The organism is Streptomyces boninensis, from assembly GCF_048572725.1.
Lineage (GTDB): Bacteria > Actinomycetota > Actinomycetes > Streptomycetales > Streptomycetaceae > Streptomyces > Streptomyces boninensis.
The window spans coordinates 295,190-321,216 of sequence record NZ_CP183837.1; the positions used below are offsets into that span (position 1 = coordinate 295,190).

19 protein-coding genes are annotated in these 26,027 nt (G+C 71.1%); 8 read left to right on the forward strand and 11 right to left on the reverse strand.

The window, feature by feature from the left end; all coding sequences use genetic code 11:
• The first annotated feature begins 31 nt into the window (after window positions 1-31).
• A complete protein-coding gene (locus ACNNMR_RS01345) occupies window positions 32-1,051 on the forward strand; it encodes a LacI family DNA-binding transcriptional regulator (protein ID WP_419992606.1) in 1,020 nt (339 codons plus the stop codon).
• Here ACNNMR_RS01345 and ACNNMR_RS01350 read toward each other — a convergent pair.
• A complete protein-coding gene (locus ACNNMR_RS01350; RefSeq protein WP_419992607.1) occupies window positions 1,032-2,537 on the reverse strand; it encodes a DUF4038 domain-containing protein in 1,506 nt (501 codons plus the stop codon). The two genes, ACNNMR_RS01345 and ACNNMR_RS01350, sit on opposite strands and share 20 nt — an antisense overlap.
• A gap of 74 nt (window positions 2,538-2,611) precedes the next feature.
• On the opposite strand from ACNNMR_RS01350, the gene ACNNMR_RS01355 reads away from it, so the two are divergent.
• From ACNNMR_RS01355 to ACNNMR_RS01365, 3 genes are read left to right on the forward strand one after another with little or no spacing between them, the layout of a single operon-like run.
• Window positions 2,612-3,943: an ABC transporter substrate-binding protein gene (locus tag ACNNMR_RS01355; protein WP_419992608.1), complete on the forward strand. Its 1,332-nt coding sequence runs from the start codon at window positions 2,612-2,614 to the stop codon at window positions 3,941-3,943.
• Window positions 3,944-3,959: 16 nt separating this feature from the next.
• Entirely contained in the window at window positions 3,960-4,856 is an 897-nt protein-coding gene (locus tag ACNNMR_RS01360; protein WP_419992609.1) for a carbohydrate ABC transporter permease, read from the forward strand.
• On the forward strand, window positions 4,853-5,680 hold the full coding sequence (locus ACNNMR_RS01365; protein ID WP_419992610.1) for a carbohydrate ABC transporter permease: 828 nt from the start codon (window positions 4,853-4,855) through the stop codon (window positions 5,678-5,680). Before ACNNMR_RS01360 ends, ACNNMR_RS01365 begins: the two co-directional genes overlap by 4 nt.
• 13 nt (window positions 5,681-5,693) lie before the next feature.
• Here the strand turns inward: ACNNMR_RS01365 and ACNNMR_RS01370 are convergent, their stop codons facing one another.
• Genes ACNNMR_RS01370 through ACNNMR_RS01380 form a run of 3 tightly spaced genes read right to left on the reverse strand, consistent with a single transcriptional unit; the run spans window position 5,694 to window position 8,810 of the window.
• Window positions 5,694-6,584, reverse strand: coding sequence for a carbohydrate ABC transporter permease (locus ACNNMR_RS01370; RefSeq protein ID WP_419992611.1), 891 nt, complete (start codon window positions 6,582-6,584; stop codon window positions 5,694-5,696).
• Window position 6,585: 1 nt separating this feature from the next.
• Window positions 6,586-7,491 (reverse strand): carbohydrate ABC transporter permease, encoded by a 906-nt coding sequence (locus tag ACNNMR_RS01375; RefSeq protein WP_419992612.1) that lies wholly within the window; start codon window positions 7,489-7,491, stop codon window positions 6,586-6,588.
• Window positions 7,488-8,810, reverse strand: a complete 1,323-nt coding sequence (locus ACNNMR_RS01380) for an extracellular solute-binding protein (protein ID WP_420000234.1) — start codon at window positions 8,808-8,810, stop codon at window positions 7,488-7,490. The genes ACNNMR_RS01375 and ACNNMR_RS01380 overlap by 4 nt, the downstream gene beginning before the upstream one ends.
• A 200-nt stretch (window positions 8,811-9,010) precedes the next feature.
• Between ACNNMR_RS01380 and ACNNMR_RS01385 the strand changes: the two genes are divergently transcribed.
• The 3 genes from ACNNMR_RS01385 (at window position 9,011) to ACNNMR_RS01395 (ending at window position 13,630) form a co-directional block, all read left to right on the forward strand.
• Window positions 9,011-11,434, forward strand: a complete 2,424-nt coding sequence (locus ACNNMR_RS01385) for a glycoside hydrolase family 3 N-terminal domain-containing protein (RefSeq protein ID WP_419992613.1) — start codon at window positions 9,011-9,013, stop codon at window positions 11,432-11,434.
• A complete protein-coding gene (locus tag ACNNMR_RS01390; RefSeq protein WP_419992614.1) occupies window positions 11,418-12,428 on the forward strand; it encodes a LacI family DNA-binding transcriptional regulator in 1,011 nt (336 codons plus the stop codon). The genes ACNNMR_RS01385 and ACNNMR_RS01390 overlap by 17 nt, the downstream gene beginning before the upstream one ends.
• Before the next feature lie 77 nt (window positions 12,429-12,505).
• Window positions 12,506-13,630, forward strand: a complete 1,125-nt coding sequence (locus ACNNMR_RS01395) for a 5-methyltetrahydropteroyltriglutamate--homocysteine S-methyltransferase (RefSeq protein ID WP_419992615.1) — start codon at window positions 12,506-12,508, stop codon at window positions 13,628-13,630.
• On the opposite strand, the gene ACNNMR_RS01400 is transcribed toward ACNNMR_RS01395, so the two are convergent.
• The 4 genes from ACNNMR_RS01400 to ACNNMR_RS01415 all read right to left on the reverse strand — a co-directional run bounded on the left by ACNNMR_RS01400 (window position 13,584) and on the right by ACNNMR_RS01415 (window position 19,614).
• Entirely contained in the window at window positions 13,584-14,975 is a 1,392-nt protein-coding gene (locus ACNNMR_RS01400; protein WP_419992616.1) for a hypothetical protein, read from the reverse strand. The two genes, ACNNMR_RS01395 and ACNNMR_RS01400, sit on opposite strands and share 47 nt — an antisense overlap.
• A 131-nt stretch (window positions 14,976-15,106) precedes the next feature.
• Window positions 15,107-16,471 (reverse strand): protein kinase domain-containing protein, encoded by a 1,365-nt coding sequence (locus ACNNMR_RS01405; protein ID WP_419992617.1) that lies wholly within the window; start codon window positions 16,469-16,471, stop codon window positions 15,107-15,109.
• Entirely contained in the window at window positions 16,468-18,789 is a 2,322-nt protein-coding gene (locus ACNNMR_RS01410) for an AAA family ATPase (protein ID WP_419992618.1), read from the reverse strand. The genes ACNNMR_RS01405 and ACNNMR_RS01410 overlap by 4 nt, the downstream gene beginning before the upstream one ends.
• 84 nt (window positions 18,790-18,873) lie before the next feature.
• On the reverse strand, window positions 18,874-19,614 hold the full coding sequence (locus tag ACNNMR_RS01415) for a TetR/AcrR family transcriptional regulator (RefSeq protein ID WP_419992619.1): 741 nt from the start codon (window positions 19,612-19,614) through the stop codon (window positions 18,874-18,876).
• A gap of 81 nt (window positions 19,615-19,695) precedes the next feature.
• On the opposite strand from ACNNMR_RS01415, the gene ACNNMR_RS01420 reads away from it, so the two are divergent.
• On the forward strand, window positions 19,696-23,172 hold the full coding sequence (locus ACNNMR_RS01420; RefSeq protein ID WP_419992620.1) for a protein kinase domain-containing protein: 3,477 nt from the start codon (window positions 19,696-19,698) through the stop codon (window positions 23,170-23,172).
• A 17-nt stretch (window positions 23,173-23,189) separates the two neighbouring features.
• Here the strand turns inward: ACNNMR_RS01420 and ACNNMR_RS01425 are convergent, their stop codons facing one another.
• Genes ACNNMR_RS01425 through ACNNMR_RS01435 form a run of 3 tightly spaced genes read right to left on the reverse strand, consistent with a single transcriptional unit; the run spans window position 23,190 to window position 25,956 of the window.
• Window positions 23,190-23,816, reverse strand: coding sequence for a TetR/AcrR family transcriptional regulator (locus ACNNMR_RS01425; RefSeq protein ID WP_419992621.1), 627 nt, complete (start codon window positions 23,814-23,816; stop codon window positions 23,190-23,192).
• A gap of 56 nt (window positions 23,817-23,872) precedes the next feature.
• Window positions 23,873-25,372: a DUF6114 domain-containing protein gene (locus ACNNMR_RS01430; RefSeq protein WP_419992622.1), complete on the reverse strand. Its 1,500-nt coding sequence runs from the start codon at window positions 25,370-25,372 to the stop codon at window positions 23,873-23,875.
• Window positions 25,363-25,956 carry a DUF6230 family protein gene (locus ACNNMR_RS01435; RefSeq protein WP_419992623.1) on the reverse strand — a complete coding sequence of 198 codons (594 nt, stop codon included), beginning with the start codon at window positions 25,954-25,956 and terminating at the stop codon, window positions 25,363-25,365. Before ACNNMR_RS01435 ends, ACNNMR_RS01430 begins: the two co-directional genes overlap by 10 nt.
• Between the last annotated feature and the right edge of the window lie 71 nt (window positions 25,957-26,027).

Sequence of the window (26,027 nt, forward strand, 5' to 3'; positions counted from 1 at the left end):
TCAAGACGGGAAGCGGATGGCAAGGAGCGTCATGGCAAGAGTCGGCATCCGGGACGTCGCCACCCTGGCGGGGGTCTCGCACGGAACCGTGTCGCACTACCTCAATCATCCGGAGCGCGTGTCCGAGACCCTCGCGCAGCGTATCCAGCAGGCCATCGAAACGCTGGGTTTCGTCCCGAACAACGCCGGCCGCCAGCTCCGCCGCGGCTCCAGTACGGCCCTGGCCTACATCGCGCCCGATGTCAGCAATCCCTACTTCGCCGGCATCGCCGAGGGCGTCGAGCAGCGGGCCGCCGAACGGGGCTTCTCCGTCTTCCTCGCGAACTCCAACCGGAGCCGGGCCCGTGAGGACGCCTATCTCGACCTCTTCCAGCAGCACCGGGTGCGCGGGCTCCTCGTCGGCTCGCATGAGCCGATCGAGGACCGGCTGGCGGTCATCCGGCGGCGCGGGACTCCCAGCGTTCTCGTAGGGCAGGAAGCCTTCGACCCGCAGCAGGCGTCGGTCTCCGTCGACGACGTGATGGGCGGCAGGATCGCCGCCGAACACCTGGTCTCCGTGGGCCGGCGCCGGATCGCCTACGTGGGCGGCCCGCTGGGCGTCCAGCAGATCGGCGCCCGCCTGGACGGCGCCGGGGCCGTACTCCAGGCGACCCCAGGCGCGGTCATGGAGGTCCTGACGCTCACGGACCGGACCATCAGCGGCGGACGCTCGATCGCCCGGCAGCTCCTCGAACGCCCCGAGGGCCTCCGCCCCGACGGCGTCTTCGCCGCGAACGACCTGATCGCGCTGGGCCTGATGCACGAACTGGCCCAGGCGGGCGTGCGGATCCCGGAGGACATCGCCATCATCGGGTACGACGACATCGAGTTCGGCGAGACCTCTCTCATCCCGCTCAGCTCGATCCGGTCCCCGCACGAGGAGTTCGGCGCGGCGGCGGTCGACCTGCTCCTCGACAGCATCGAGGACCCGGCGGCCGCCCGCCGCGCCGTGTTCCAGCCGGAACTCGTCGCGCGCGCGAGCACGACGGGCGCTACTCCGCCGCGCGCGTGATCCGCAGCGCGACCGCCTCGCCGGCCGGCAGGTCGAGCGGCGGGGAGCCGCGGTCGTACGCGTCGTTGCGCTGGACGTCGGTGACGGTGAAGAGCCGCTCGGCCGGGGTCACCGTCATGTTCCAGGTGTCGATGACGTCCACCACGTAGGTTTCGCCCTGCTCGATCCGCTCGCCGGGTACGCCGATGGGCAGCCGGAAGTCCCAGGTGGCGGGCGCCGACCGGCCGAGGTACTGCACGTACTGGCGGCGCGCGACGCCCGCGACATGGGCGGGGTCGTCCCACTTGTCGATCGGGTCGAGCCCCGGCACGACGAGCTCGTCGAGAATGCCGCGCAGGAACCGCAGCCGCGCCGGCGACGCACCGCGCAACTCCCCGCCCTCGACCATGTGCAGGCTGCCGGACGCGGTCCTGAAGCTCTCGCCGTGCGACGCGTAGCAGCCCGCCACGGTGGTGATCCAGAACTGGTGGACCAGTTCACGCGGATCCAGGTGGCCCCAGCGCAAGGGGATGTCACCCTCGTACTTGATCTCATCGAGCACCACGGGCTTGCCGTACACATCGCGATACAGGTTCGCGCGGCCGAAGTGCGTCGTCGCCGATCCGTTCTGCAGGGAGGCGTGCGTGATCCAGGGCTGATTGTTGTCGTGCAGCTCCCTCCAGTTGTGGATGGACCGCAGGTGGCCATGCGGGTCGATCTCCGCCAGCAGGGTGCCGGTGCGGTCCCAGCGCTCGGCGGGTCGCTCGAGTTGGTCGAACTCGTTGCACAGCGACCACCACACCTGCGGGTATCCCGCGAGCCGGGCCACGACGTAGCGCAGATATACGGCGTCCTCCTCCTCGGTGAACGCGTCGAACCCGAAGTAGCCGCGGTCGTAGGCGTTGTAGAGCAGCACATCGGCCTGGATGCCGCGGTCCCCCAGGAGCTCGACCGCGGCGTCCAGCTTCCGGAAGAACTCGACGTTGGGGCGCGTGACATCCCAGCCGTCTCCCTTCCGCTCGAAGGGCAGGACCTCAGGGAAGTGCTCGACATAGCCGCCCGCCTGCGGAAACACCATGAACCGCAGCTTGTTGAAGCCCGCGTCGGCGATCGCTTTCACCGTCGCCGAGAAGAGCGGCTCCTCCTGGTGAAGCCAGTTGTACGCCGTGGTCCCCACGGGGCGGAACGGCGTCCCGTCGGCGTGGGCGAAGTGGAAGCGGTGCGCCACCCGGACCGGGCCGTGGTCGTCGCCGGGGGCCACCTCGAAGGTCCCCGATGTCTGCGCGACTTGGGCCCGGTTCGGTTCGACGGACCAGGTCCACTGGCTGGTCTCGCCGGGTGAGAAGCGGACGCGGTAGGTCGTGCCGCCGTCCCAGAAGCCGGGGATCAACGATTCACCCGCGTCGGGATGGCTCAGGCGGAGGGTCAGAGGGGGCTCGTCAGAGAGGGGCAGCGCAGCGTTCCCCTCGAATGACAGCACGACAGGACGGTGGAGTTCACAGTGCATTTGTCAGTCTCCTTGACAGCCGATTTGAAACGTATCAGACTCCGGCCGACCCTGCCTCAACCTGGAGGAGGCCTATGTTTGACACGTTCCAAGCGCGCCGTGGTCGCAGGCGCCCGGTGCGGCAGGCCCTGTCCGTCTGCGTCGTCCTCGCCCTAACCGCCACGGGCTGTGCTGCCACCGCCGGCGGTGCTGCGGGCAGTCAGACGCCGTCGGCCTTCACGTTCCTGGCCGCCACCGAGAACGCTCAGGTGACCGATGAGCTCAAACGGCTGGCGGCCGGCCCCTGCAAAACGGAGAACGCCGCGCTGCCGCTCAAGATCCAGAACCTGCCGACGGTAGAGGTGAACAACCGGGTCACCCTGCTGGCCAGCCAGAAGGCGCTCCCGGTCATGTTCATCACCCCGACCGATCAGGCGAAAGAGGGCGGCGACATGAACGAGGCGGGAGCGCTCGTCGACCTGCCGAAGGAACTGGACCGGCTGGGCGTCGGCGACGACCTCCTGCCGGCGGCGGCATCGGTCGGCAAGGCGGCGTACGGCTCCGTCATCTCGCTGCCCTTCCAGTACAGCATCGAGGGCTTCTGGTACAACAAGGCCGTCTTCCGCAAGGCCGGGATCACGGTCCCGAAGACCTGGACCGCGTTCCGCGCCGCCGCCGCCCGGCTCGAGGCCCGCGGAATCCAGCCGCTCACCGCCTCGGGCGCCCAGCCCTGGACCATCACCCGGTATTTGAGCACCTACCTGGCTCGCGCAATGGGCGTCCGCGCCCTGCAGCGGGTCAAGGACGGAAAGGCCCGCCTGACCGACCCGGAGTACACGAAGGCCGCGGAGCAGCTCGCCGCGCTGGGCAAGGCCAAGTACTTCGGCGCCGGCGTCATTTCACGGGACTACAACGCCATGACGCAGGACTTCTTCGGCGGCAAGGCCGCCATGATGTACCAGGGCAGCTCGTCCCTCGGGGACGTCTACGACAAAGAGACCAATACGGTCGGCGCGAAGGACATCGGCTTCTTCCCCTTCCCCGCCGTCAGCGGTGGCGCGGGCCGGATCACCGACTACCCGTCCACCACCGGCACGGTCACGGCCCTCTCCAGGACCCAGTTCAACGACGAGGTCGGCGCCTGGGTGTCCTGCATCGCGAAGCACTACGGCAGCAGCCTGCTGAATAACCAGGGGGCCATCTCCGGCTTCAAGCGGAACCAGCCGGTCAAGGAGTCCCGCCCCCTGGTCAAGGACATCCTGCGCCGCATGGAGCAGACCACCGGCTCCTTCCCCTGGTTCGAGGCGCCGTTCTCCCAGCGCTTCGCCGATCTGGCGACCGCGTACGCACCGTCGCTGCTGGACGGGCGCACGTCGCCCGCCGCGTACATGAAGAAACTCCAGAACGCACTCGACGCCGGCCGCTGAGGAGGAAACGCACCCCATGCACAACATTCTCGGCGACAAGAAAACCATCGCGATTCTCCTGGCTCCCGCCCTCACCCTCTATACGCTCATCAAGGTCGTGCCCATCGCCTGGTCGCTCGGCCTCACCTTCTTCGACGGAAACGTCCTGCGGGGCATCGACCCCGTGGGGTTCAAGAACTTCAGCCGGATGCTGCAGGACGACCTCTTCTGGCAGTCGGCCGGCTTCACCCTGAAGTACGCCGCGGTGGCCACGGTCTTGCAGGTCGTGGCGGGTTACGGGCTGGCGCTGCTGTACACGTTCGCGCTGAAGCGCTCCTCGCTGCTGGTCCGCACGGTGTGCTTCTTCCCCGTCATCCTGCCGACGGTCGCGGTGGCGCTGCTCTTCAAGCAGATCTTCGCCATCCATCCGGATCCCGGACCGGTCAATTCGGTCATCGAATTCTTCGGCGGGACGAGCGTGGACTGGTTCGCCGGCGGCGAGCAGACCTTCTGGGTGCTGATCGTCATGGACGTATGGCGGTCGATGGGCTTCTTCGCGGTGCTGCTGTTCGCAGGGCTCGTCGATATCCCGGACGAGGTCATCGAGTCGGCGCGCCTGGACGGTGCCACCGGCTTTCGGCTCGTCCGCCACATCGTGGTCCCGCTGTCGCTGCCCGTGCTGCTCTCCGCCGTCGTCTTCGCGATCAACTCCACCATCAAGGTCTTCGACGCCGTCGTGGCCTTCACCAACGGCGGACCGGGCTTCGACACCACTCCGCTCACCCTGTACATGTTCCGCACCACGTTCACCTACAACGAGTACGGCTACGGCGCCACCCTGGCCCTGGCGCTCACCTGCATGGCGTTCCTCGTCACGCTCGGGGTGTTCCGGGCGTCGCGGCGCGACAACACCGAACCGGAGGCCAAGGCATGATCAGCGTGAGGCGACTGCCGGTAAACCTGCTCGTGGGCCTGCTGGTTCTGGTCATGGCCGGCCCGATGGTGTGGATGGTGCTCAGTTCGCTCAAATCCCAGAACGCCATCGTGAGCGGCGGCGTGTTCAGCCTGCCGTCCTCCCTCGAGTGGTCCAACTACAGCGAGGCCTGGCTCACCGGGGACTTCGCGCACAACGTATGGATCTCCATCCTGGTGACGTTCCCGGCACTCTTCCTCCTGCTGCTTTTCGGCTCCGCCGCCGGCTTCGCCCTGGAAATCATGGTGTGGCGAGGGCGCAACAATGCGCTGCTCTACTTTGTCGCGGGAATCATGGTGCCGGCGCAGATGCTGCTCGTGCCGCTGTTCCTCGCCTACTTCCGGCTGGGGCTGACCCAGACCGTGTGGCCGTTCATTCTCACGTATACGGCCATGGGCCTGCCGCTCACCGTCTTCATGATGGCCGCCTATTTCCGGGGTCTGCCGCGTGAGGTCTTCGAGTCGGCGACCCTGGACGGCGCGAGCATGCTGCGCGCCTACGTCCAGGTCGCGCTGCCGATGTCGTCGAACGCCCTCATCACCCTGGGCCTCGTGCAGTTCTTCGCCATCTGGAACGACCTGCTGATCGCCCTGACCTTCGTCACGAATCCCAAGCTCGCCACCGTCCAGGTCGGGCTGCTGAACTTCAGCGGCGAGTTCGGGCAGACCGCTTACGGCCCCCTCTTCGCGGCGATCTCCATGAACGTGCTGGGCACTCTGGTGATCTTCCTTCTGCTGAGCCAGCGCGTCATGAAGGGCATGGTCGCCGGAGCGGTCAAGGGGTGACGGGCCGGCGGCGTCACCGGCTGAACCCGGCGGTCAGGCCGCTGAGCAGCTGGCGGCGCCCGAGGGCGTAAAGGACCAGGATGGGCAGGGTGGTCAGGACGACGGCGGCGAGGATGGCGGGGACGTTGACCTGGAACTGGCCCTGCAGGGACCACACGGCGAGCGGCAGGGTCCGCTTGTCCGGGCTCTGGGTGAGGACCAGCGGCAACAGGAATCCGTTCCAGATCGTCAGCGCTTGGTAGATGGTCACGGTAACGAGGGCCGGTCGCGTGAGCGGCGCCGCGAGCCGCCACAGCGTCGTCCACTCGGTGGCGCCGTCCACCCGCATCGAGTCGAACAGCTCCTTGGGCACGTCGCGGATGAAGTTGGCGAGCACCAGCACGGAGAGCGGGATGGCGAAGGCGATCGACGGGAGGATGAGCGCCAGCAGGCTGTCGTACAGGTGCAGCCTGATGACGATCAGGTAGATCGGGATGATCGTCGCCTGCAGCGGGATGGCGAGGCCCATGAGGAAGAGGCCGTTGACCACGCGCAGAAAGCGGGTGCCGCCGCCGCGCACGATCGCGTAGGCGGCCATGAAGGAGAACGTGATCGCCGGCACTACCGCTCCGACGGCGACCACGACGCTGTTCACGAAGTACTGGCCGAAGTCGGACTCGATGACCAGCCGGTAGTTGTCCAGCGTGGAATCGGCCGAGGGCGCGAGGGCGTTGCCCGTGTAGTACTTGCTCTGGTCCTTGAGGCTGGTGATCACGGTCCAGTACAGGGGCACCGCGACGACGACGAGCCAGAGCCAGCCGGCCAGGCCGCCGAGCCAGTTGCGGCGTCCGGTGGCGGAGCGGGAATGCCGCTCGCGGCGAGTGATCTTCTCCTGGTGCGGCGCCTTGGTCAGGGTGGTGGTCACGTCAGGCCCCCTCGAGCTGGCTTGCGGCGGCGTCCTTGCCGCCGAGCCGGCGCAGCAGCAGGGCGAGACCGAGCCCCACCAGGACGAGGATGGTCGCGATGACGCTGGCCGGACCCATCAGGTTGGCCTGGAAGCCCCGCTTGTACATGTCGAGCGCGAGGACCCGGGTGGCGTCCCCGGGTCCGCCCTCGGTGAGGACGTAGATCAGGTCGAAGAAGGTCAGCGAGCCGACCACCATCAGCGTCGACGAGGTGATGATGGTGTATTTCAGCGCGGGCAGCGTGATGCTGAAGAACTGGCGCACCCGCCCGGCGCCGTCCAGCTGCGCGGCCTCGTACAGGGACGCCGGAATCTGCTGCACCCCGCCCTGGTAGATCAGCGAGTGGAACGGGATGAACTGCCAGGAGACGGTGAAGATGACGACACCGAAGGCGAGTCCCGGCCGCCCCAGCCAGTCCTTGCTGAGCCAGTCGACACCCAGGCCCGCGCCGAGCCCGAAGGTGGGGTTCAGCAGCGCCTTGTACGCGACGGCGATCGCGGCCGAGCTGAGCAGCAGCGGGATGAAGTACAGCACGCCGAGGAGGGCCCGGTAGCGCTGGCGGCCGGCCATGAATGTGCCGAACAGAATGCTCAGCGGCGTCTGGAACGCCCATGACGCGGCCATCACCCCGAACGTCACCAGCAGGGCGTGCGGCAGCCCCGGGTCGGTGAGCACCGCGCGCCAGCTGTCGAACCCGGAGGGGTGGATGGTGCCGATCCCGTCCCAGGTCGTGAAGCTCAGCGCGAAGACGCCGACGAGCGGGATGACGGCGAAGCCGATGAAGAACAGCAGCGCCGGCGCGGCCAGCCACGGCAGGATGCTGCCGCGCCGGCCGCTACGGGGCGCACGGTGGGTCAGTGAGCTCATTTCCCGATGACCGCATTGAGGTTGGAGGCGAACTTCTTCGGCGAGATGGACAGCTGGAAGAGCTTGACGATGTTGTCCAGCAGCGTCTCGGCGGCCGTCGGGCTGAGCGCCTGGTCCCAGGACTGGCCGAAGTTCTTGGCCTTGCTGGCGATGTCGTACGTGAATTTCAGGAACTCGGCGTCATCGGAGGCGGCCAACTGCTTCTCCGTGCCCAGCAGGAGCGGGACAGACCCGTTCTTGATCCAGGCCTTCACCTCGGCCTGCTGGAGGACGCCCTTGATGAAGTATTCCTTGGCGATCTTCTTCTCCGCGGCGCTGGCCTTGGAGGAGATGGACAGGTACTGGCCGGGGTTGCCGACGGTGTCGCTCGGGTCGCCCTTCCCGCCGTCGACGGGCGGGAAGTTGATGAAGCCGAGCCCGCCGTCGGAGACGAAGTCGCCGCCGTCGTGCTTCTGGATGCCGTACGACCAGGAGCCGTGCAGCATCATCGCGGCCTTGCCGGTGTACAGCAGCGCCTGGTCGGCGTTGGAGTCCGCGGTGATCGAGGAGAAGCCCTTGATGAACCCGCCGGCCTTGACCAGATCCTGCACCTTGGTCAGCGCGTCGATGGCGGCCGGGTCCGACCAGGCGTTCTTCTGGCCGTCGAAGATGGCCGCGAACACCTCGGGGCCGCCGATGCGGTCGAAGAGGAACTCCAGCCACATCATGTTCGTCCACCGGGACTGGCCGCCGAGGGCGAACGGCGCTATGTCCTTCGCCTTGAACTTCGGCACCAGGTCCATGATGTCGCCCCAGGACTGTGGCGGCTTCACACCGACCTTGTCGAAGACCTTCTTGTTGTAGTAGAGGACGATCGGCTGCACCGTCTCGCACGGCATCGCGCAGACCTTGCCCTCGATGGTCGCCGGGCCGAACGAGGACGGGAACAGCCGCTTCCTGACCTCCGGGTGCTCGTCGAACCACGAGCTGAGGTCGTCGACCTGCCCCGCCTTCACGTAGCTGCGCAGCGTCCCGCCGCCCCAGCCCCAGATCAGAGTGGGAGCCTGTCCGGCGCCGATGGCGGTCTTGATCTTCGTCTTGTACGCGTCGTTCTGGAAGGTGGTGCCGTCGATCTTCTGCTTGGGGTGGGCCTTGTTGAAGGCCTCCAGGGCGCCGGTCCTGACGCCTTCCTGGGGCTGGCCGCTCAGGTACCAGTACGTGGCCTCGCCACCGCCACCGCCGCCGCCCTTGCTGGGTCCTGACGTGCCGCAGGCCGCGAGCGCCGCGGAGACCGGGACGCCGGCGGCCATGCCGAGGAGGGCACGCCGTGAGAGGGGGATCGCCATTATTGCCCTCCGCGAAACTGTTTCGAAATCGGGCCTTCAGGAATCGGGTGAGTGCAAGTTAGGTTTCGGGTTCACGGCTGTCAAGACATCCGGAAGTGCATTGTTGTGCAACGGATATCTACGTACTATCAAGCCGACGCGAGGACGGGAGCAGCCCTGGGCGGTTCTCGAAACTGTTTCGAAGGAGGACGTGAATGTCTGCGGCTGAATCACTCCCGACGACGGACCAGGTCACGCCGCGCTGGCAGGATCCGGCGCTGCCCGTGCGGGACCGGGTCGAGGCGCTGCTGGCCGAGATGACGGTGGCGGAGAAGGTCGCGCAGCTCGGCAGCCGCTGGCTCGGCAACTTCATGGGACAGGCGGACGAGAACGGCGAAGGTCAGGCCGAGCGGCCGCAAGTGGCGCCGCTGGAGGACGTCTTCGCCGAGCCCGGAAGCGTGCCGCTGGCAGTGGCCGCCCGGCACGGTCTCGGCCACCTGACCCGGGTGTACGGCAGCCGGCCGGTGACCGCGGTGGAGGGCGCGGCCCAGCTGGTCGAGCAGCAGCACACGGTCCTCAAGGGCTCCCGCCTCGGCATACCCGCGCTGGTGCACGAGGAGTGCCTCACCGGGTTCACCACGTACGGCGCCACGGTCTACCCCGCGGCCATCGCGTGGGGCGCGACATTCGACCCGGACCTGGTGCGGCGGCTCGGCGCCGCGATCGGGCAGGACATGCGGTCGGTCGGCGTCCACCAGGGTCTCGCCCCGGTCCTCGACGTGGTCCGGGACTACCGCTGGGGCCGCGTCGAGGAGACCATGGGCGAGGATCCGTACGTGGTCTCGATGCTCGGCGCCGCCTATGTCTCCGGCATGGAGGGCGCCGGCGTCATCGCCACCCTGAAGCACTTCGCCGGGTACTCCGCGTCCCGTGCCGCCCGCAACCACGGCCCCGCGCCCATCGGCCGCCGAGAGCTGATGGATGTCATCCTGCCGCCGTTCGAGACCGCGATCGCGGTGGGCGGCGCCGGTTCGGTGATGAACTCCTACTCCGACCTGGACGGCGTCCCGGCCGGCGCCGACCCCTGGCTGCTGACCGACCTGCTGCGCGACGACTGGGGCTTCACCGGCACTGTGGTCTCCGACTACGGCGCGGTCGCCTTCCTCGCCGGCATGCACGGGGTGGCGGCCGACACGGACGAGGCGGGGGTCCTGGCTCTCGGCGCGGGCATAGACGTGGAGTTGCCCGACACCCTCGCCTTCGGCAGCCACCTTGAAGACCGGGTCCACCGGGGCGAGCTGTCCGAATCCCTGGTGGACCGGGCGGTGCGCCGCCTGCTGACCCAGAAGGTGGAGCTCGGGCTGCTCGACCCCGGCTGGACGCCCGAGGCCTCGGTCGCCGACGCCGAGAAGGCCGACCTGGACTCGCCGGACAACCGCGACCTGGCCCGGGAGCTCGCCGAACGGTCCGTCGTGCTGCTCGACGAGGGCAGCGCACTGCCGCTGCTCGGATCCGGGCTCACGGCTCCGGACAGGGTCGCCGTGGTGGGGCCGTGCGCCGCCGACTCCCGCACCCTCATGGGCTGTTACGCCTTCCCCAACCACGTCCTGCCCCGCCACCCCGGCCTGCCCCTCGGCGTCGCGGCGCCGACCGTCGTGGACGCCCTGCGCGGCGAGCTGCCGGACACCGAGATCGTTTACGAGCCGGGGTGCGACGTACGCGACACGAGCCGGTCCGGCTTCGCCGCGGCAGCCGAGGCGGCCCGCTCGTCCGACCTATGCATCGCGGTCGTCGGCGACCGCGCCGGCCTGTTCGGCAACGGCACCTCCGGCGAAGGCTGCGACGCCGAGGACCTGCGGCTGCCGGGCGTCCAGGCAGACCTCCTCGCCGAGCTCTTCGCCACCGGCACCCCCGTCGTCGTGATCGTGGTCTCCGGCCGCCCGTACGCCCTTGGCGAGGTGCGGCCCCGCTCCGCCGGCCTGGTCCAGGCGTTCATGCCGGGCCAGGAGGGCGCGGCGGCGATCGCCGGGGTGCTGTCCGGCCGGGTCCAGCCATCCGGCAAGCTGCCGGTGCAGATCCCCCGCCGTCCGGGCGGTCAGCCCGGCACGTATCTCCAGCCGCCGCTCGGCGCGAACACCCATGGCATCAGCAGCGTCGACCCGACGCCGCTGTTCCCCTTCGGATACGGCAGGTCCTACACCACATTCGAGGTCGACGACCTGGACGTGAGCTCGACCGAGGTGCCGACCGACGGCGAGTTCACCGTGTCGGTGCGGGTGCGGAACACCGGCACGCGGGCCGGCCGCGAGGTCGTCCAGCTGTATCTGCGTGACGTCCTGGCCCAGGTGACCCGGCCGGTCCGGCAGCTGGCCGGCTTCGCCCAGGTGCGGCTGGAGCCGGGGGCGAGCGCGCGGGTGCGGTTCAGCGTGCACGCCGACCGGACCGCGTTCACCGGCCGGGACCTCACGCGGATCGTCGAGCCCGGAGACGTAGAGGTGCTGGTCGGTACGTCCTCCGACGAACTCCCCTGCCGGGTTACCGTACGTTTGACCGGTCCCACCAGGGTGGCCGGCCACGACCGACGGCTCACCACACCGGTGGACGTACAGCTGGAAGAGACCGATGCCACCGAACGCTAGACGCACCACCTTGGCGGCCATCGCCCGAGAGGCGGGCGTCTCCATCGCGACCGTGTCCAAAGTGGTCAACGATCGCAGCGACGTGGCGCCGCGGACCCGCATCCGGGTGCAGGAGCTGCTGCGGCAGCACCAGTACCTCGCGCCCGTGTACCGCCACACCGAGCCCGCGGCGAGCCCGACCATCGAGGTGCAGTTCAACGGCGACCTCAAGACGTACTCGGCCGAGGCCCTCGAAGGCATCATCGACGCCGCCGCCGAGCTGGGCGCCACGGTGGTGATCAGCAAGTCGGCCCCGGCCCCGCACTGGGCCCGGGATCTGGTCTCCGCCGGGCGCCGCGCCCTCATCGCGGTCACCAGCAGGTACACCGCGGCGCATGTGAACGAGCTGAACCGGGCCGGGCTGCCGCTGGTCGTACTGGACCCGCTGCACCTGCCGCACAGCGAGGTCAACAGCGTCGGCGCGACCAACTTCGCCGGCGGCCTGGCCGCCACGCAACACCTGCTCGCCCTCGGCCACCGTCGCGTCGCCTATCTCGGCGGACCCGCCGCGGCCGTCTGCAACCAGGCGCGCATGCACGGCTACCGCGCCGCACTGGAGGCGGAAGGCGCGCCGACCCCCGCCGCGTACGTGCGACACGGCGAATTCACGTACCGGACAGGCCTGCTCGGCGCCGCGGCGCTGCTGGACCTGGAGGAGCCGCCGACGGCGATCTTCGCGGGCAACGACGAGATCGCCCTCGGCATCTTCGAGACCGCCCGCACCCGGGGCCTGCGGGTCCCCGAGGACCTCAGCGTGGTCGGCTTCGACGACACGCATCTCGCCCGGATGGCCTCGCCGCCGCTCACCACCGTCCGCCAGCCGCTGCGCGAGATGGGCGGCGTCGCCCTGCGTACGGCCCTGCGCCTGGCCAACGGCGAGAAGATCGAGTCCCACCACATCGAACTCGCCACCGACCTGGTGACCCGGGCGTCGACCGCACCGCTCAGGACGTGACCGGAGGGCCTCGCGCCCTTGCCGCCTGCACCCGCCGGGTGTAGGGCTGTTGAGCATCCGCGTCGAAGGGAGCCCCCGTGGCCGTCCGCAACCGACCGCCGTTCCGGGCCGATCACGTGGGCAGCCTGCTGCGCCCCGAGCGCCTCCTACGGGCACGGGACGAGCACGCCCGCGGCGACATCTCCACCGAGCAGCTGCGCGCGGTGGAGGACGACGCCGTCCGCGATGTGGTCCGCATGCAGGAGGAGGTGGGGCTGCGGTCCGCGACCGACGGCGAGTTCCGGCGCACCGCCTGGCACATGGACTTCATCTACCAGCTCGGCGGCATCCGCCCCACCGACGAGAAGATCGCGGTGCACTTCTACAACGAGGACGGCGAGCTGGACTTCCAGTCCGCCGCCCTGCGCGTGCACGACCGGATCCGGCTGGACGAGACGATCTTCGCCGACGCCTTCCGGTACGTGCAGGACCAGGTCACGGCCAACGTACCCAAGCTCACCATCCCGTCGCCGAGCATGGTCCACTACCGCGGCGGCCGGGCCGCCATCGACCCCGAGGTCTATCCGGACCTGGAGCCCTTCTGGGCCGACCTGAGCGCCGCGTACGCCGAGCAGGTCCGCCGACTGGCCGACCTGGGCTGCACCTACCTGCAGTTCGACGACACCAGCCTCGCCTACCTCAACGACCCGCGGCAGCGGCAGATGATCGCCGAACAGGGCGGCGACGCCGAGCACCAGCACGAGCGCTACATCAAGCAGATCAACGCCGCCCTCGCCGCCCGCCCGGACTCTCTGAGCGTCACCACCCACATGTGCCGCGGCAACTTCCGCTCCTCCTGGGCCGCGGAAGGCGGCTACGACTTCGTCGCCGAGGCGCTCTTCTCCGAGCTCGACGTGGACGGCTTCTTCCTCGAGTACGACGACGACCGCTCGGGCGGCTTCGAACCACTGCGCTTCGTCCCCAAGGGCAAGACGGTCGTCCTCGGCCTGGTCACCACCAAGCGCGGCACGCTGGAGAACAAGGACACCCTCAAGCGCCGCGTCGAAGAGGCCACTCGCTACGTCGACGCCGACCAGCTGTGCATCTCACCGCAGTGCGGCTTCTCCTCCACGGTCGAGGGCAATGTCCTCACGTACGACGAGCAGGTCGCCAAGCTCAGGCTGCTGGTAGAGACCGCCGCGGAGCTCTGGGGCGAGAGCTGATCCGGGACAGGAAGGGCAGCAGGTGGTGCAGGAAGGCGTTGGTGCCGGGGCTTGCTGAGCTCGGGTCGTTGTGGGCGTACGTGGCTCCCCGTTCTATGAGGGTGAGGGCGCGGTCCGGGATCCCCGACTGTGTGGCCAGGACGGTGGCGGCGTCGAGCACCCGTTGACCGCCGAGGGCGGCGCCGAAGGCGTAGATCGGCAGGTGGCGGCCGAGGCGGTGGCCGTGTACGGACTTCAGTTCCAGCACGTCCTGGGCGGGGTTGGCGTTGCCGGCCGCGACAGCGCCGGAGTCGATGGTCAGCCGCAGCGGGTGGTACCAGGCCGTTCCGTCCACGCCCTGGACGCCGTAGCCCGACAGCATTTCCGCGTACCGCCGGATCGGGGTGAGCTCGCCCGCCTGGTCCCAGCCGCGCGGTGCTCCGGCGGCGGCCAGCCGGCCCACGTGGGCCTGCGCGGCGACGAGGGCGGCGGGCGAGGTCTCAGTGTCCACGGCGTAGCCGAACTGCGCCTCGTTGGTGGCCGGCACCGGCGGCTTGAGGTCCGCCGGCAGCAGCGGGAAGGCCTGGCCGAGCGAGGGGCCGTCGGGGTCGGTGATCGCGCCGAGGGCGCCGGTCGCGGAGAACAGGCCGAGGTACGGCGCCCCGATCCCGCCGAAGGCCAGCCACGGGGTGCCGGCCTGGAGGCTGGCCAGCGACTGCCGCGCCTGCTCCGCGCTCACCGGCCGCGGGTCGCTCCCGCCGTCGATGTAGACCAGCCCGGCCAGGCCCTTCGCCCCCGGCCGGCCGCCGAAGTCCCAGGTGGCGTACGCGGTGGTGATCGACCCGCCGAGGGAGTGCCCGCCGAGCACCACCCTGCGGCCGTGTCGTCCCGCGGCCCGTACGACCCGGTGCAGGTCCTCGACGGTCACCTTCATGCCCCAGCCGCGTGCGTACGGGACTTGGGCGTCCGGCACCGGCTGGAAGTGCTCGGTGATGCGGGGGTTGGTGAGCCAGCCGAGGTAGTAGTCGAAGACCTGTTGGTTGGTGGCCTTGCCCAGCTTGAGGGCGTCGAGCAGCGCGTGGTCCTCCAGCCGGTTCTCGCGGCGCTCCACCGCCCAGACCTGCCAGCGGCCCCGGGTCCGCGCGACGATGTCGCGGGCGAGGGGCAGGAAGTAGGCGGCGCCGACGGAGGTGCCGGGGCTCAGGACGAGGACATTCCTGGCGGTGGCGTAACCGGTCCTCATCACGCCCACCTTGTTCAGCCCGGCGGGCGTGGCCGGGTCCTGGTAGCCGTCCATCCAGGCGAGGGAGACGGGGATCCGGCGGGTGCCCGCGGCGGCGGACGGCGCGGGTAGCAGTCCGGCCACGGCCGCTCCGGCACCGGCGGCGAGCAGAGATCTCCGGGACATATCCGACCGGGAGGATGCCATGTCCCGGGACGCTAGCGACGGTACGGGAAGCCCGCTACGCACCTGCCGACGAAAGCGCTCCGGCCCGTCTATACCGCACGTGCGCCCTTTAGCGCCCGGCGCAGCTCGCCCGCGGTCTGGAAGCCGATCTCCGGACGCTCGACAAGCGCCTTGTCGATGACCTCGGCAAGCACCTCCGGAATCCCCGGATCCCGCCGCCGGATCGGGATCGCGGGCTCCTGAAGGACCACATGCCACGGGTCCTTCCCGCGCGGGAACTCGCGCGGCAGCGCCCCGGTCAGCGAGTGGTACAGGCAGGCCGCCAGCGCCCACACGTCCACGGCGGGCGCCGCCTTGCGGAAGTTGATGACCTGCTGGCGCGCCATGAACGTCGGCTTCCCCGCCGTCGCCCCGGTGCGGGTGAGGCCGCTCAGCCCGGCCTGGTCGAAGGCCTTCCCGATGCCGAAGTCGGCGATCTTCGCGGTGCGGGAGCCATCGGCCTCCTCGTGCAGGAGGATGTTGGACGGGCTGAGGTCGCGGTGCACCACGCCTTGCTCGTGGGCGTGTTCCAGCCCTTCGAGCGCCTGCAGCGCGATCCGTACGGCCTCCGCCACCGGCAGCCGCCCGCCGCGCTTCGCCAGCAGCCGGTCGAGGCTGCCGCCCGTACAGAACTCGGTGGTCAGATAGAAGGTGCCACCCGCGAATCCGGCGTCGTGCAGCGACGCGACATGCGGATGCCCGAGCGCCCGGGTGAGCGCCACCTCGCGCAGGAAGCGGGCCCGCGCGGTCGGGCTGGCCGCCACCTTCGGCAGCATCACCTTCAGCGCCACCTCGGCGCCGGACGACTCGTGCCGGGCGAGATAGACGGCGCCCATGCCGCCGCGGCCCAGCTCGCGGATCACGGTATAGCCGCGGATCGAGGCCAGGTCCTGCCGCCCGTCCTGGGCCAGCTCGAGCAGCAGCTTCAGCACCGCCGCGGGCTCGGCCTGGCAAGCCGCGCACAGCACCTCCCCCGCGCGCCCGCCGGCCGCCTCCCCCACCTCCCGGCCGCATTTGGCGCAATGGGCGAGCACGAGGGTGGCCTGCCGGGACACGCCGACCCGCAGCACGGTCTCGCCGAGCCGGATCTCGTCGCCGTCGGCCAGGTCGTGTTCGGGGTACGAGTCCGCCGCGGCCTGCTCGGGGGTGAGGCCCGCGCGCCGCTGGCCGATCTTCTCGCCGTTGACGTACGTGCCATTGAGGCTGCCGAAGTCGCGGATGCGGATGTCCGGCGGGTTGATGTCGAGCAGGCAGTGGTGGCGGGAGACGGTCTTGTGGTGCTGGTCGTCCGGCACCCGGGGCTCGCAGTCGGCGGACCGGCCGAGTACGCATGAGGTGCGCTCGTCGTACACGTAACTGCCGGGGTCGAGGCGCCCCTTGACGAGGGTGAGGGTGACGGTGGCAGGGGATGTCATCGGTCTCCTCCGGACGCTGCGTTGGTGAAATCGAGCCGCGTGCCGTCGGCATCGGCCCGTACTGCGGCGCCGTCGGCGAGCTCCCCCGCCAGCAGCGCCCGGCCGAGTGGCTGGACCAGCAGCCGCTCGACGGCCTGCTCCAGCGCGCGGGCTCCGCCGCGGGCACCGGCGCCGTGGCGGAGCAGCAGCCGGCGGGCCGCGGCGGTGAGGGTGAGGTCGACGCGGCGGCCCGACAGCCGCTCGCCGACCTGGTCGAGGAGCTTGTCCAGGACCTGGTCGAGGGCGGCTTCGTCCAGCGGGTCGAAGACCACGATCGAGCGGATCCGGCCGAGGAGTTCGGGCCGCAGCGCCTCGTGCAGCGCGGCCATGATGCGGCCGTTGCCGACGCGGTCGAGGGGCCCGGCGCGCTCACCGGCGCCCGCGAAACCGAGCGGGCCGGGCGCGGGGCCCGCCGCCCCGAGGTTGGTGGTGAGGATGACCACGCTCTCGTTGAACGGCACCCGCCGCCCGCGGGCATCCGTCAGCTGCCCCTCGTCGCAGATCTGCAGCAGGATGTCGAGCACCTCCGGATGCGCCTTCTCCACCTCGTCGAAGAGCACCACGCTGTGCGGATGATCCCGCAGCGGGCCGCTGAGCTGCCCCTCACCGTCGTGGCCGACATAGCCGGGCGGAGCACCCAGCAGCCGCGAGACCGCGTGCCGCTCCTTGTACTCGGACAGGTCGATGCGCACCAGCCGCCGCTCGTCCGCGAAGAGGAACTCCGCCAGCGCCTTGGCCAGTTCGGTCTTCCCCGTGCCGGTCGGCCCGGCGAAGAGCAGCACGCCGACCGGGCGGCGCGGATCGCCCAGCCCCGACCGGCCGGTGCGTACGGCCTCGGCCACGGCCCGTACCGCCTCCTTCTGGCCGATCACCCGGCGGCTCAGGTGCTCCTCCATCGCCAGCAGCCGCCCGGCCTCGTCCTGCGCCACCCGCGCCAGCGGCAGCCGGGCCCGCTCGGCGACGGCGGCGGCGACCTCGTCCGCGCCGATGCGTACGGAATCGGCGTCCGGCGGCTGCGGGTCGGGGCTGAGGGTGCGGATGCGGGCGGCTGCGCAGGCCTGGTCGAGGGCGTCGATGGCCTTGTCGGGCAGCCGCTGCTCGGGCAGGTGGCGTACGGTCAGGTCGACGGCCGCGGCGGCCGCCTCCGCGGCGATCTCCACGCCGTGGTGGGCGGCCAGCGAGTCGCGCAGCCCGGCCAGGATGTCGACTGCCTCGGCGCGGGTCGGCTCGTCCACCTGGATCACTTCGAAGCGGCGCTGCAGCGCCGGGTCGTCCTCGATGTCGCGGCGGTACTCGGCGGGTGTGGTGGCGCCGATGCAGCGTAGGTCGCCGCGGGCGAGGGCGGGCTTGAGGATGTTGGCGGCGTCGCTGGCGCCGCGGCCGCCGGCATGCAGGACGGTGTGCAGTTCATCGATGAAGAGGATCACCTCGGGCGAGCGGCGGGCCTCGGCGAGGACCTGCTGCAGCCGCTCCTCGAAGTCGCCGCGATTCGCCGCGCCCGCCAGCAGCGCGGACATGGACAGCTCGACGATACGGACTTGGGCCAGCTCCGCGGGCGCGCCGTCGGCGGCCAGCCGCCCGGCGAGGCCCTCGACCAGGCCGGTCTTGCCGGTGCCCGCGTGGCCGACGAGGACCGCGTTCGCCTTGCGCTGGCGGACCAGGACGCGGGCGAGGGCGCGCAGTTCGGGGCCGCGGCCGATGAGCGGCGGGAGCTTGCCGGCGCGGGCGAGGGCGGTGAGGTCGCGGCCGAAGCGGTCGAGGTACGGGGTCTCGCTGTCCGCATCCCCGTCTTTGCCGGGAAAGAAGGCGGCCTGCGGGTCGGTGATCCCGTACCCCGCAAGCACCTTGAGCGCGACGGGCGTCAGGCCCTCCAGCGCCGCCCGCAGCAGGTCCACCGCGGTCACCGTCTCGGGGCCCGACCGCTCGGCGGCGCGGGTGAAGACGCGGCGGGCGGCGCGGCTGCGGGGTGGCACCCCGCTCGTGCCGGGGCCGCCCGCGGCGAGCGCCTCGCGCAGGCTGCGGCGCAGCTCGCGCGGCGTCACCCCGGCGGCGTCGAAGCGCTCCCGTACCCGCGCGGCATCGGCCGCCACAGACGCGCGCTCGGCGGCGGGCAGCCCGCGGCGCCCGAGCATCTCGTCCAGGTCGCGGCGGCACAGCGACCCGAGCCCCACCAACAGATGGTCCGGCTCCACCGCGCCCGCCCGGCCCTGCTGCGCCTCCAGGCGCGCCCGGCTGAGCACGAAGGCGACGCCGGCCGCGTAGGTGGCGCTCCCGCTCATCGCGTTCCCCCTCTCCGCGCCCGCGGGCACGGTAACCCATGTACGGTGGCGGGCATAACAATGTCATGTTGTGGCGGCATCGGATCACTCCGTCCTACGGGGGCGCGGCCCGCGTCTGACGCGCCGGGGTGCGGGGGCCGGCCGGGCCGGCGTCCGGAAGGTCGCCGGGTCGGGAGCGGCGGCGATCATCGCGCGCTCGGTCGCCTCCCGGTCGTCGCCGAGGCCGACGAGGAGGTTGACGCAGTGCGGGGCAAGGACGTCGAAGACCCCCCGGCCGTCGTAGCCGAACCAGCCGCTGACCTCCAGCAGCACAAAGCCGTGCACCAAGGTCCACAGCTGCCCGCCGACCGCGCTCGGATCCACGTCGTCGCGTATCCGCCCGGCCGCGACGGTGCGGCGGACCAGGGTGACGACCTGCTCGAACGAGGCGTTGGCGACCGGGACCGGGCTGGCCGTGCGCTCGGCCGTCAGGTCGTGGACCGGCGGCTGGCCCGCGCCGGGCGCGGTGGCGCCGAACATCAGGCGGTACCGCTGCGGATAGGCGAGCGCATAGTCGCGGTACGCCAGGCCGAAGGCGAAGATGTCCTGCACCGGATCGGCCGTCCGCGGCGCCTCGGCCAGCCGCTCGTCGAAGCGCGCGAACGCCTCCAGCGTCAACGCCTCGTACAACCCGGCCATACCGCCGAAGTAGGTGTAAATCGCCATGCTGGAAGCGCCGATCTCCGCGCAGACCTTGCGCGCGGACAGGCTCTCGGGGCCCGCCTCCTCAAGCAGCCGCAGGCCCGCGTCGACGAGCCGCTCCCGGGTCTGCGCGCGTGGTGCCATGGCGCAGTTATACCTGCCACCCCGCTTTGAGATCATCCGCAGGCAGCTCCAGCAGCACCGGAAACGGGGGAAGACCGAGCCATGCACGAGCCGTACGGCCACCAGGCCGCCGCCGGAAGCTGGCAGGTGGGCGATGTCATCGCCGGCCGCTACGAGGTGCTGCACCGGCACGAGCAGGGCGGCATGGGCGTCGTCCACCGGGTGCGCCACCGGGAGTGGGGCATCCACCTGGCGGTGAAGTCGCCGCGGCAGGAGCTGCTCGCGTCGCCGGGGTTTCTGGAGCGCTTCGTGGCGGAGGCGGAGCACTGGGTGGGGCTCGGGCTGCATCCGCATGTGTGCGGCTGTCATTACGTGCGGGTGATGGATGGCGTGCCGCGGGTGTTCGCGGAGTACATCGGCGGCGGCAGCCTCGCGGAGTGGATCGCGGACGGGCGGCTGTATGCGGGCGGCTCGGGCGCCGCGCTGGCGCGGATGCTGGATGTCGCAGTCCAGTTGGCCTGGGGGCTGGAGCATGCGCATGGCCGCGGGCTGGTGCATCAGGATGTGAAGCCTGCGAATGCGCTTATCGATGGCGATGGGTCGGTGAAGGTCACTGACTTCGGGCTGGCGAGGGGTGCGGGTGGAGGTGGAGGTGGCGGTGGCGGCGTTGCCGGTACGGACCCGAGGCCCGGGCGCAGTGTGCTGGTGACCCGTGGAGGCATGACCGTGCCGTACGCCTCGCCTGAGCAGTTGGCCGGTGAGCGGGTGGGGCGGCGGACCGATGTGTTCAGTTACGGGGTGTCCGTGCTGGAGATGTTCACGCGCGGAGTGACCTGGATGGCGGGGCCCGCGGCCGGGGCGGCGCTCGTCGCGTATCGGGAGGACGGCGGCTCCTCCGACGCCGAGGGCGTACCGGATATGCCGGACGAGCTGGCGGACTTGCTCGCGCGGTGCCTCGCCGACGGTCCGCGGGAGCGGCCGGGGTCGCTGGCGGAGTGTGCGCGGGAGCTTGTGGAGATCTACGGCCGGAGCACCGGTGCGGCCTATCCGCGTCCTGCGCCGGCCGAGGCGGACCTGCGCGCTGACGGGTACGGCAACCGGGCGCTGTCGCTGCTCGACCTCGGGCGCGTGGCGGAGGCGGAGGAGGCGTTCGCTGCGGCGCTTGCCGCCGATCCGCGGCATCTGCCGACGACGTACAACCGGGCGCTGCATCGCTGGCGAAGTGGGGCGATCACGGATGCGGAGGCTGTGGCGGCGGTTGCTTCGCTGCAGTCCGAACCCGCCGACTGGGAAGTTCGCAGCCTGCTCGCCCAACTCCACCTCGAGCGCGGCGACCGCGACCACGCCCGCCACCTGCTCAAAGAGATGGAGCGCGACCGCCCCGCCGACGACGCGGCCGAACCGGTCCGAGACGCCCTCGCGTCCGGCCGCGGCGCCGAAGCCCGCCGCCTCGAGTCCCGCCCGCTCCCCTGGGCCGGCGGCGCCGCGGCCCGCCCGGCCTCCTCCCGTACGACCTTCCGCACCAGCGCCGACGCAACGCTCGCGCTCTCCGGCGGCGAGCAAGAGCCGCTCCTGGTCTGGGACCTGCAGGCCGGAGCCTGCCGCGACACCCTCACCCGCCACCGCGCCAAGGTCGCCGCCTTCGACGTCAGCGCCGACGGCCGCTTCGCCGTGTCCGTCGACGAGGACAGCGTGCTGTGCTGCTGGGATCTCGCGGCCGGCCGCAATCTGGGCACCATGCTGCCGCGCGGCGCTTCGAGCCGGGACCGGTGGCGGTCGCTGCGCCTGAGCGCTGACGGGCGGATCGCCGCCGGAGTCTTCAACGGCCGGCTCGCGGCCTGGGATTTCCCCACGGGCCGGCGGCGCCGCTTCACGGAGGCGGCCACGGACAAGGTGACCCGCATCGAGATCAGCGCCGACGGCCGCCGGGCGGTGACGTCGGCGGGCGCGATCGACCGCACCATCCGCGTCTGGGACCTGGACGGCGAGAAGCTCCTCTGGACCATGCCGGACACGACGTACGTGACAAGCGTGTGCCTGAGCGCCGACGGCCGCCTGGCCGCGATCGCGACCACCGAGGGCCTGCGCTACGCGATCCAGCTGTGGGAGGTGGACTCCGGCCGCCACGTCCGTACGCTCCTGGGCCCCGAGGGCAACCTCAACTCCCTCACCGCCCTGGCCCTCAGCGGCGACGGCAGCATCGCCCTGGCAGGCAGCCACGACCACCCCGCCGTCTGGCTGTGGGATGCCGCGGCCGGCCGCTGCCTGCGCACCCTCTCCGGCCACAGCGACGGCGTCGACCGCGTCCTGATCAGCCCCGACGGCCGCTCCGGAGTCTTCTTCGGCGGCGGCGAGGCGCAGCGGTGGGAGTGGGATCTCCCCGGCGGCTTCACCGCCGCACCGCTGCTCAGCCGCCCGCGCGCGCCGCGCGAACTCGGCGACCACGGCCGCCGGGCGCGCGAGTTGGTCGCCGCGGCCGAGCAGGCGATTGCGGACGGCGGCACCGCCACCGCACTCGACCTGCTCCGGCAGGCCCGCGCCGTACCGGGCCACGAACGCGCGCCGCAGGTCCTCGCCGCCTGGCGCAAGCTCGGCGCGCGGACGCGCCGCGTCGGGCTGCGCGGGGTGACTCCGGCGCGCAGCTGGCCGGGCGCGTTCCAGGGCACCTCGCTCGCGATCTCCGGCGACGGGCGGATCGCGGCCGTCGCGGGCGAGCGCGGCGAGGGCCCGATCCGGCTGTACGACACCGCCGACGGCAGCCTGCTCCGCCGCCAGAAGGTCAACAGCGTCCGGTCCCTCTGGCTGAGCGCGGACGGCGAGCAGTTGGCGGCGGGCAGCGGCTATCTCATGGGCGTGTGGCGTACGACGGGTGGCCCGTGGCTGTACCGCCTCGACACGCGCAAGGCCGACGGCCGCGCGGCGGACCCGCGCTCCGGCTACGGCACGGCGCTCCAGGGCCCGGCATCCTTCGCCTACGACGGCCGCGTCGCGCTCGGCATCTGCGGGGACCACGCGCTGCGCCTGTGGGACCTGGAGACGGGAATGTGCCTGCGCACGCTCGCGGGCCACACCACACTCGTGGAGATGGTGGAGGCGAGCACCGACATGCGCCGTGCCCTCTCCTTCGACATGGACGGGGACGTACGCATCTGGGACGTGGTCAACGGCACCTGCGTGCTCCTCCCCCACCCGGACTCCTGGGTCGACTCCGCCTGCCTGAGCGCCGACGGCGACACGGTGCTCCTGACCGGCGACCACCGCGGCCACACGGCGTGGCTCGCGGACGCCCGCACCGGCGACTTCCTCCGCGGCCTGGGCGACGCGTCGGACGACGGCGAAGACCGCTCGGGCGAGATCCCGGTCGCCCGCCTGACCTCCGACGGCCGCTTCGCCCTCACCGCCGCGGAGGACGGCACCGTACACATCTGGGATACGAGCACCGGCCGCCGCATCCACACCCTCGAAGCCCATGCGGACGAGCCGTACGACCTGGCCCTGAGCGCCGACGACCGCTACCTGCTGACCGGCGCCGACGACGGCACCCTCCGCCTGTGGGAGCTCGACTGGGAGCTGGGCTGAGGCCTCGGGCAGGCTGATCAGCCGAGCATCCGGTCCGCCAGTTCCGCCAGCGGTTCCTCCAGCGCGCGGAGGGCGCCGAGGTCGCCCGTTACCAGGTGGGTGGTGACCAGTTGGGCGGTGGCGGCGACCAGGGCGTCGCAGGCGAAGCGGGTGTCCGGGGAGTGGGCGTGGAAGATTTCGGCGATGGCGTCGGCGAAGCGGCGCTGGACCTCGCGGCGGCGTTCCATGGCTTCGGGGCCGGCCGCGTACACCTCTACGAGGAAGACGCGGGCGAGGGCCGGCTCGTCCGAGAGGGTGCGCAGGTAGATGTGCAGCAGCCGTCTGAATTGCGCCGACGCGTCGAGCGCCGCGCCGCCCGCCTCTTGCTCGACGCGGTCGTCGCGGGCCAGCTCCAGCAGCCGCGCGAGCACGTCCGTGCCGGAGTCGAGGGCCTGGATGAAGCAGTCCTGCTTGCTGCGGAACTGCTGGTAGAACGTCTCCCGGGAGACGCCGGCCCGCCGGATGATCTCCGCCACCGGCGTGCCGACGTACCCCTTCTCCATCATTGCTTCCGCCATGGCGGCCAGCATCCGCCCGCGCTGCGACGCGACGACCTGCTCACGGGTGAGATGGTGCCTGCCGCTGGGCAGTGGCGCGCTGGACATGGACGGACCCTAACAGTCGGGAAACAGCCGCGTACACGAGCCCTCCGGCCGTCAACTCACGGGTACGGGACGGGCACCGGCTCGCCCGAACTGCCCGGGTAGTCGACCGCCGCCTCGTGCTCCAGGTGCCGCCCGAGCAGGAACATCGGCGCGTGCTTCTCCGCCACGCACACCCGCCAGGTCTTCGTCACGTCGCCGCCCGCCTTCAGCGCGGGCAGGTCGCGGTGCGATGTCTCGGTGACCCAGTCGACGCCGATCGCGCCGACGATGTGCGAGGTGAAGGTGATGTCCGGGTCAAAGACGGTGCGGCCGCCGGTGTTGCGGGCGGTGAGGGTGACCTTTTCGCACCAGGGGACGTCCGTGGGGGCGCGCTTCAGGCCGGTGAGCTTGAGGTCGCCCGGCTGCTTGTCCGGGGGCCGCTCCTCGCGTCCGCCGGGCAGGCGTGGCGGGTCCCCGCCCTCATCCTTGCCTTTGCCCCGCTCATCCTTGTCTTGCCCCCGCTCGCCGTCCCCGGCGCGCTGCTCGTCCGCGGGCTTTGTACCCCCGTAGTCCAGATCCACCGCCGGAGTCGCCCGCGTCGTAATGCCGAGCTTGTCCACCTTGATGGAGTCCGTGGTGATCAGCGCCTGCTCGGCCCGCACCTTCGTCATATAGACGAAGGGCGGGACGACCGGCGGCGCCGGCAAGGTCTCGGGCGAGAAGCTCAGGCACAGCGGGCTTCCCTGGATGCAGCCCGCGAAGCGCCGCATGTACAGCGTCACATGCCCGCGCATCTCGATCTTGTCGGCGGTCAGCTCCTGGTGGGCGCCGCCCGAGTCCCGGGTGCCCAGCCGATAGTCGGTGAGCGTCGCCGCCTTCATCCGCAGCACGATCACCTTCATCGGCCCCTTGGCGGTCTGCACCTCCTCGGTCCCCGCGAAGGCGAACCCCTCGGTCGAGAAGCGGTCGGTGGTGATCGCGGCGGGCGCCAGCGCCACGCGACCGGCCCCGGCGGCGGGCTCAGCGGCCGCTGCACCGGTCGCCGCGTACGCCTCGGACCCGGTGGGATCGCCGACGGCGGCCAGCAGCGCGGCCGGGAGCAGCAGGCCGAGGAGCTTACGGCCCCTCCGCCGCGGTCGCTCCTCCTCCGCGGCCGTCGACTCCCCCTCGGCATCCCCCGGCTTCCACCCGAACCCCAGCGCGCTCCCCGCCACCCCCAGCAGCGTCCCCACCACGAACCCACCCAGGTTCGTAGCCGCGAACGACAGCACCGACAGCAGCAGCGCATTGAGGCTCACATACGTCCGCGCATGCGGCGCCGCCCACAGGAAGCCGCCCGCGAGGATCAGCGCCAGCCCGATCGCCACCGCCGCGATCCCCCCGATCCCCAGCGAGATCAGCACCCCCAGCGGCGACAGCGGCACGATCAGCAGCTCAAGCCCCGCCGCGATCAGCAGCAGCCCGCCCCAGAACGGGCGGCGCCGCCGCCAGCCGCGCACCGCCGCCCGCAGCTCGGGTTGCGGCAGCCGGGCGTCGAGCCGGGCGCCCCACTCGGCGCGCTTCGCCGTCAGTAGCATTCCTTGCCGTCCAGCCCGAGGTTGATCCGCATCCCCTTGAGCTTGAAGTTGCCGCCCATCGCGGTCCAGGCGCGGCTCCGTACGCCCTTGACGTTGACGTCGTCGACCTGCAGGCCGAAGCCGCCCGACTTGCCTTTCACGCCGGGGACGTTGTTGAGCGAGGCGGCGTCGCGGCCGATCTGCGCGCTGCCGAACTGCGAGTCGCCGGTGAGGTCGTCGGCGTCGATGACGAGCTTGTCGGCGGTGACCGGGCCCGCGTCGCCGCCCGCCTGGAGCCGGAACACCACGGTCCCGACCGGGGTCTTGACCTTGGTGGACTGGCAGATGGTGGACAGCTTCACGTTGTTCATGGCCAGCAGCGAGACGGGATGCCCCTTGCCGTCCGCGGAGCGGTCCACGTCGACGTACGAGGCGAGCCCGTCGCTGGACAGCTTTCCCGAGCTGACCTTGAAGTTGGTGCCCGAGACCGCGAAGGTCGCGGCCATCGCGCCCTCCGCCATCATCACGCCCATCGCGGTCACGGCCAGCAGTGCCGGCACCGCGACCGCGGCCGATCTCCTGAAGTCGGTGCGTCCTTCGCTCACTTGTGCCTCCCGTTTCTCGCGTGCGGCGCACCCTAGCATTGACGAACACTCTCGTACACGGGGAACGCAGG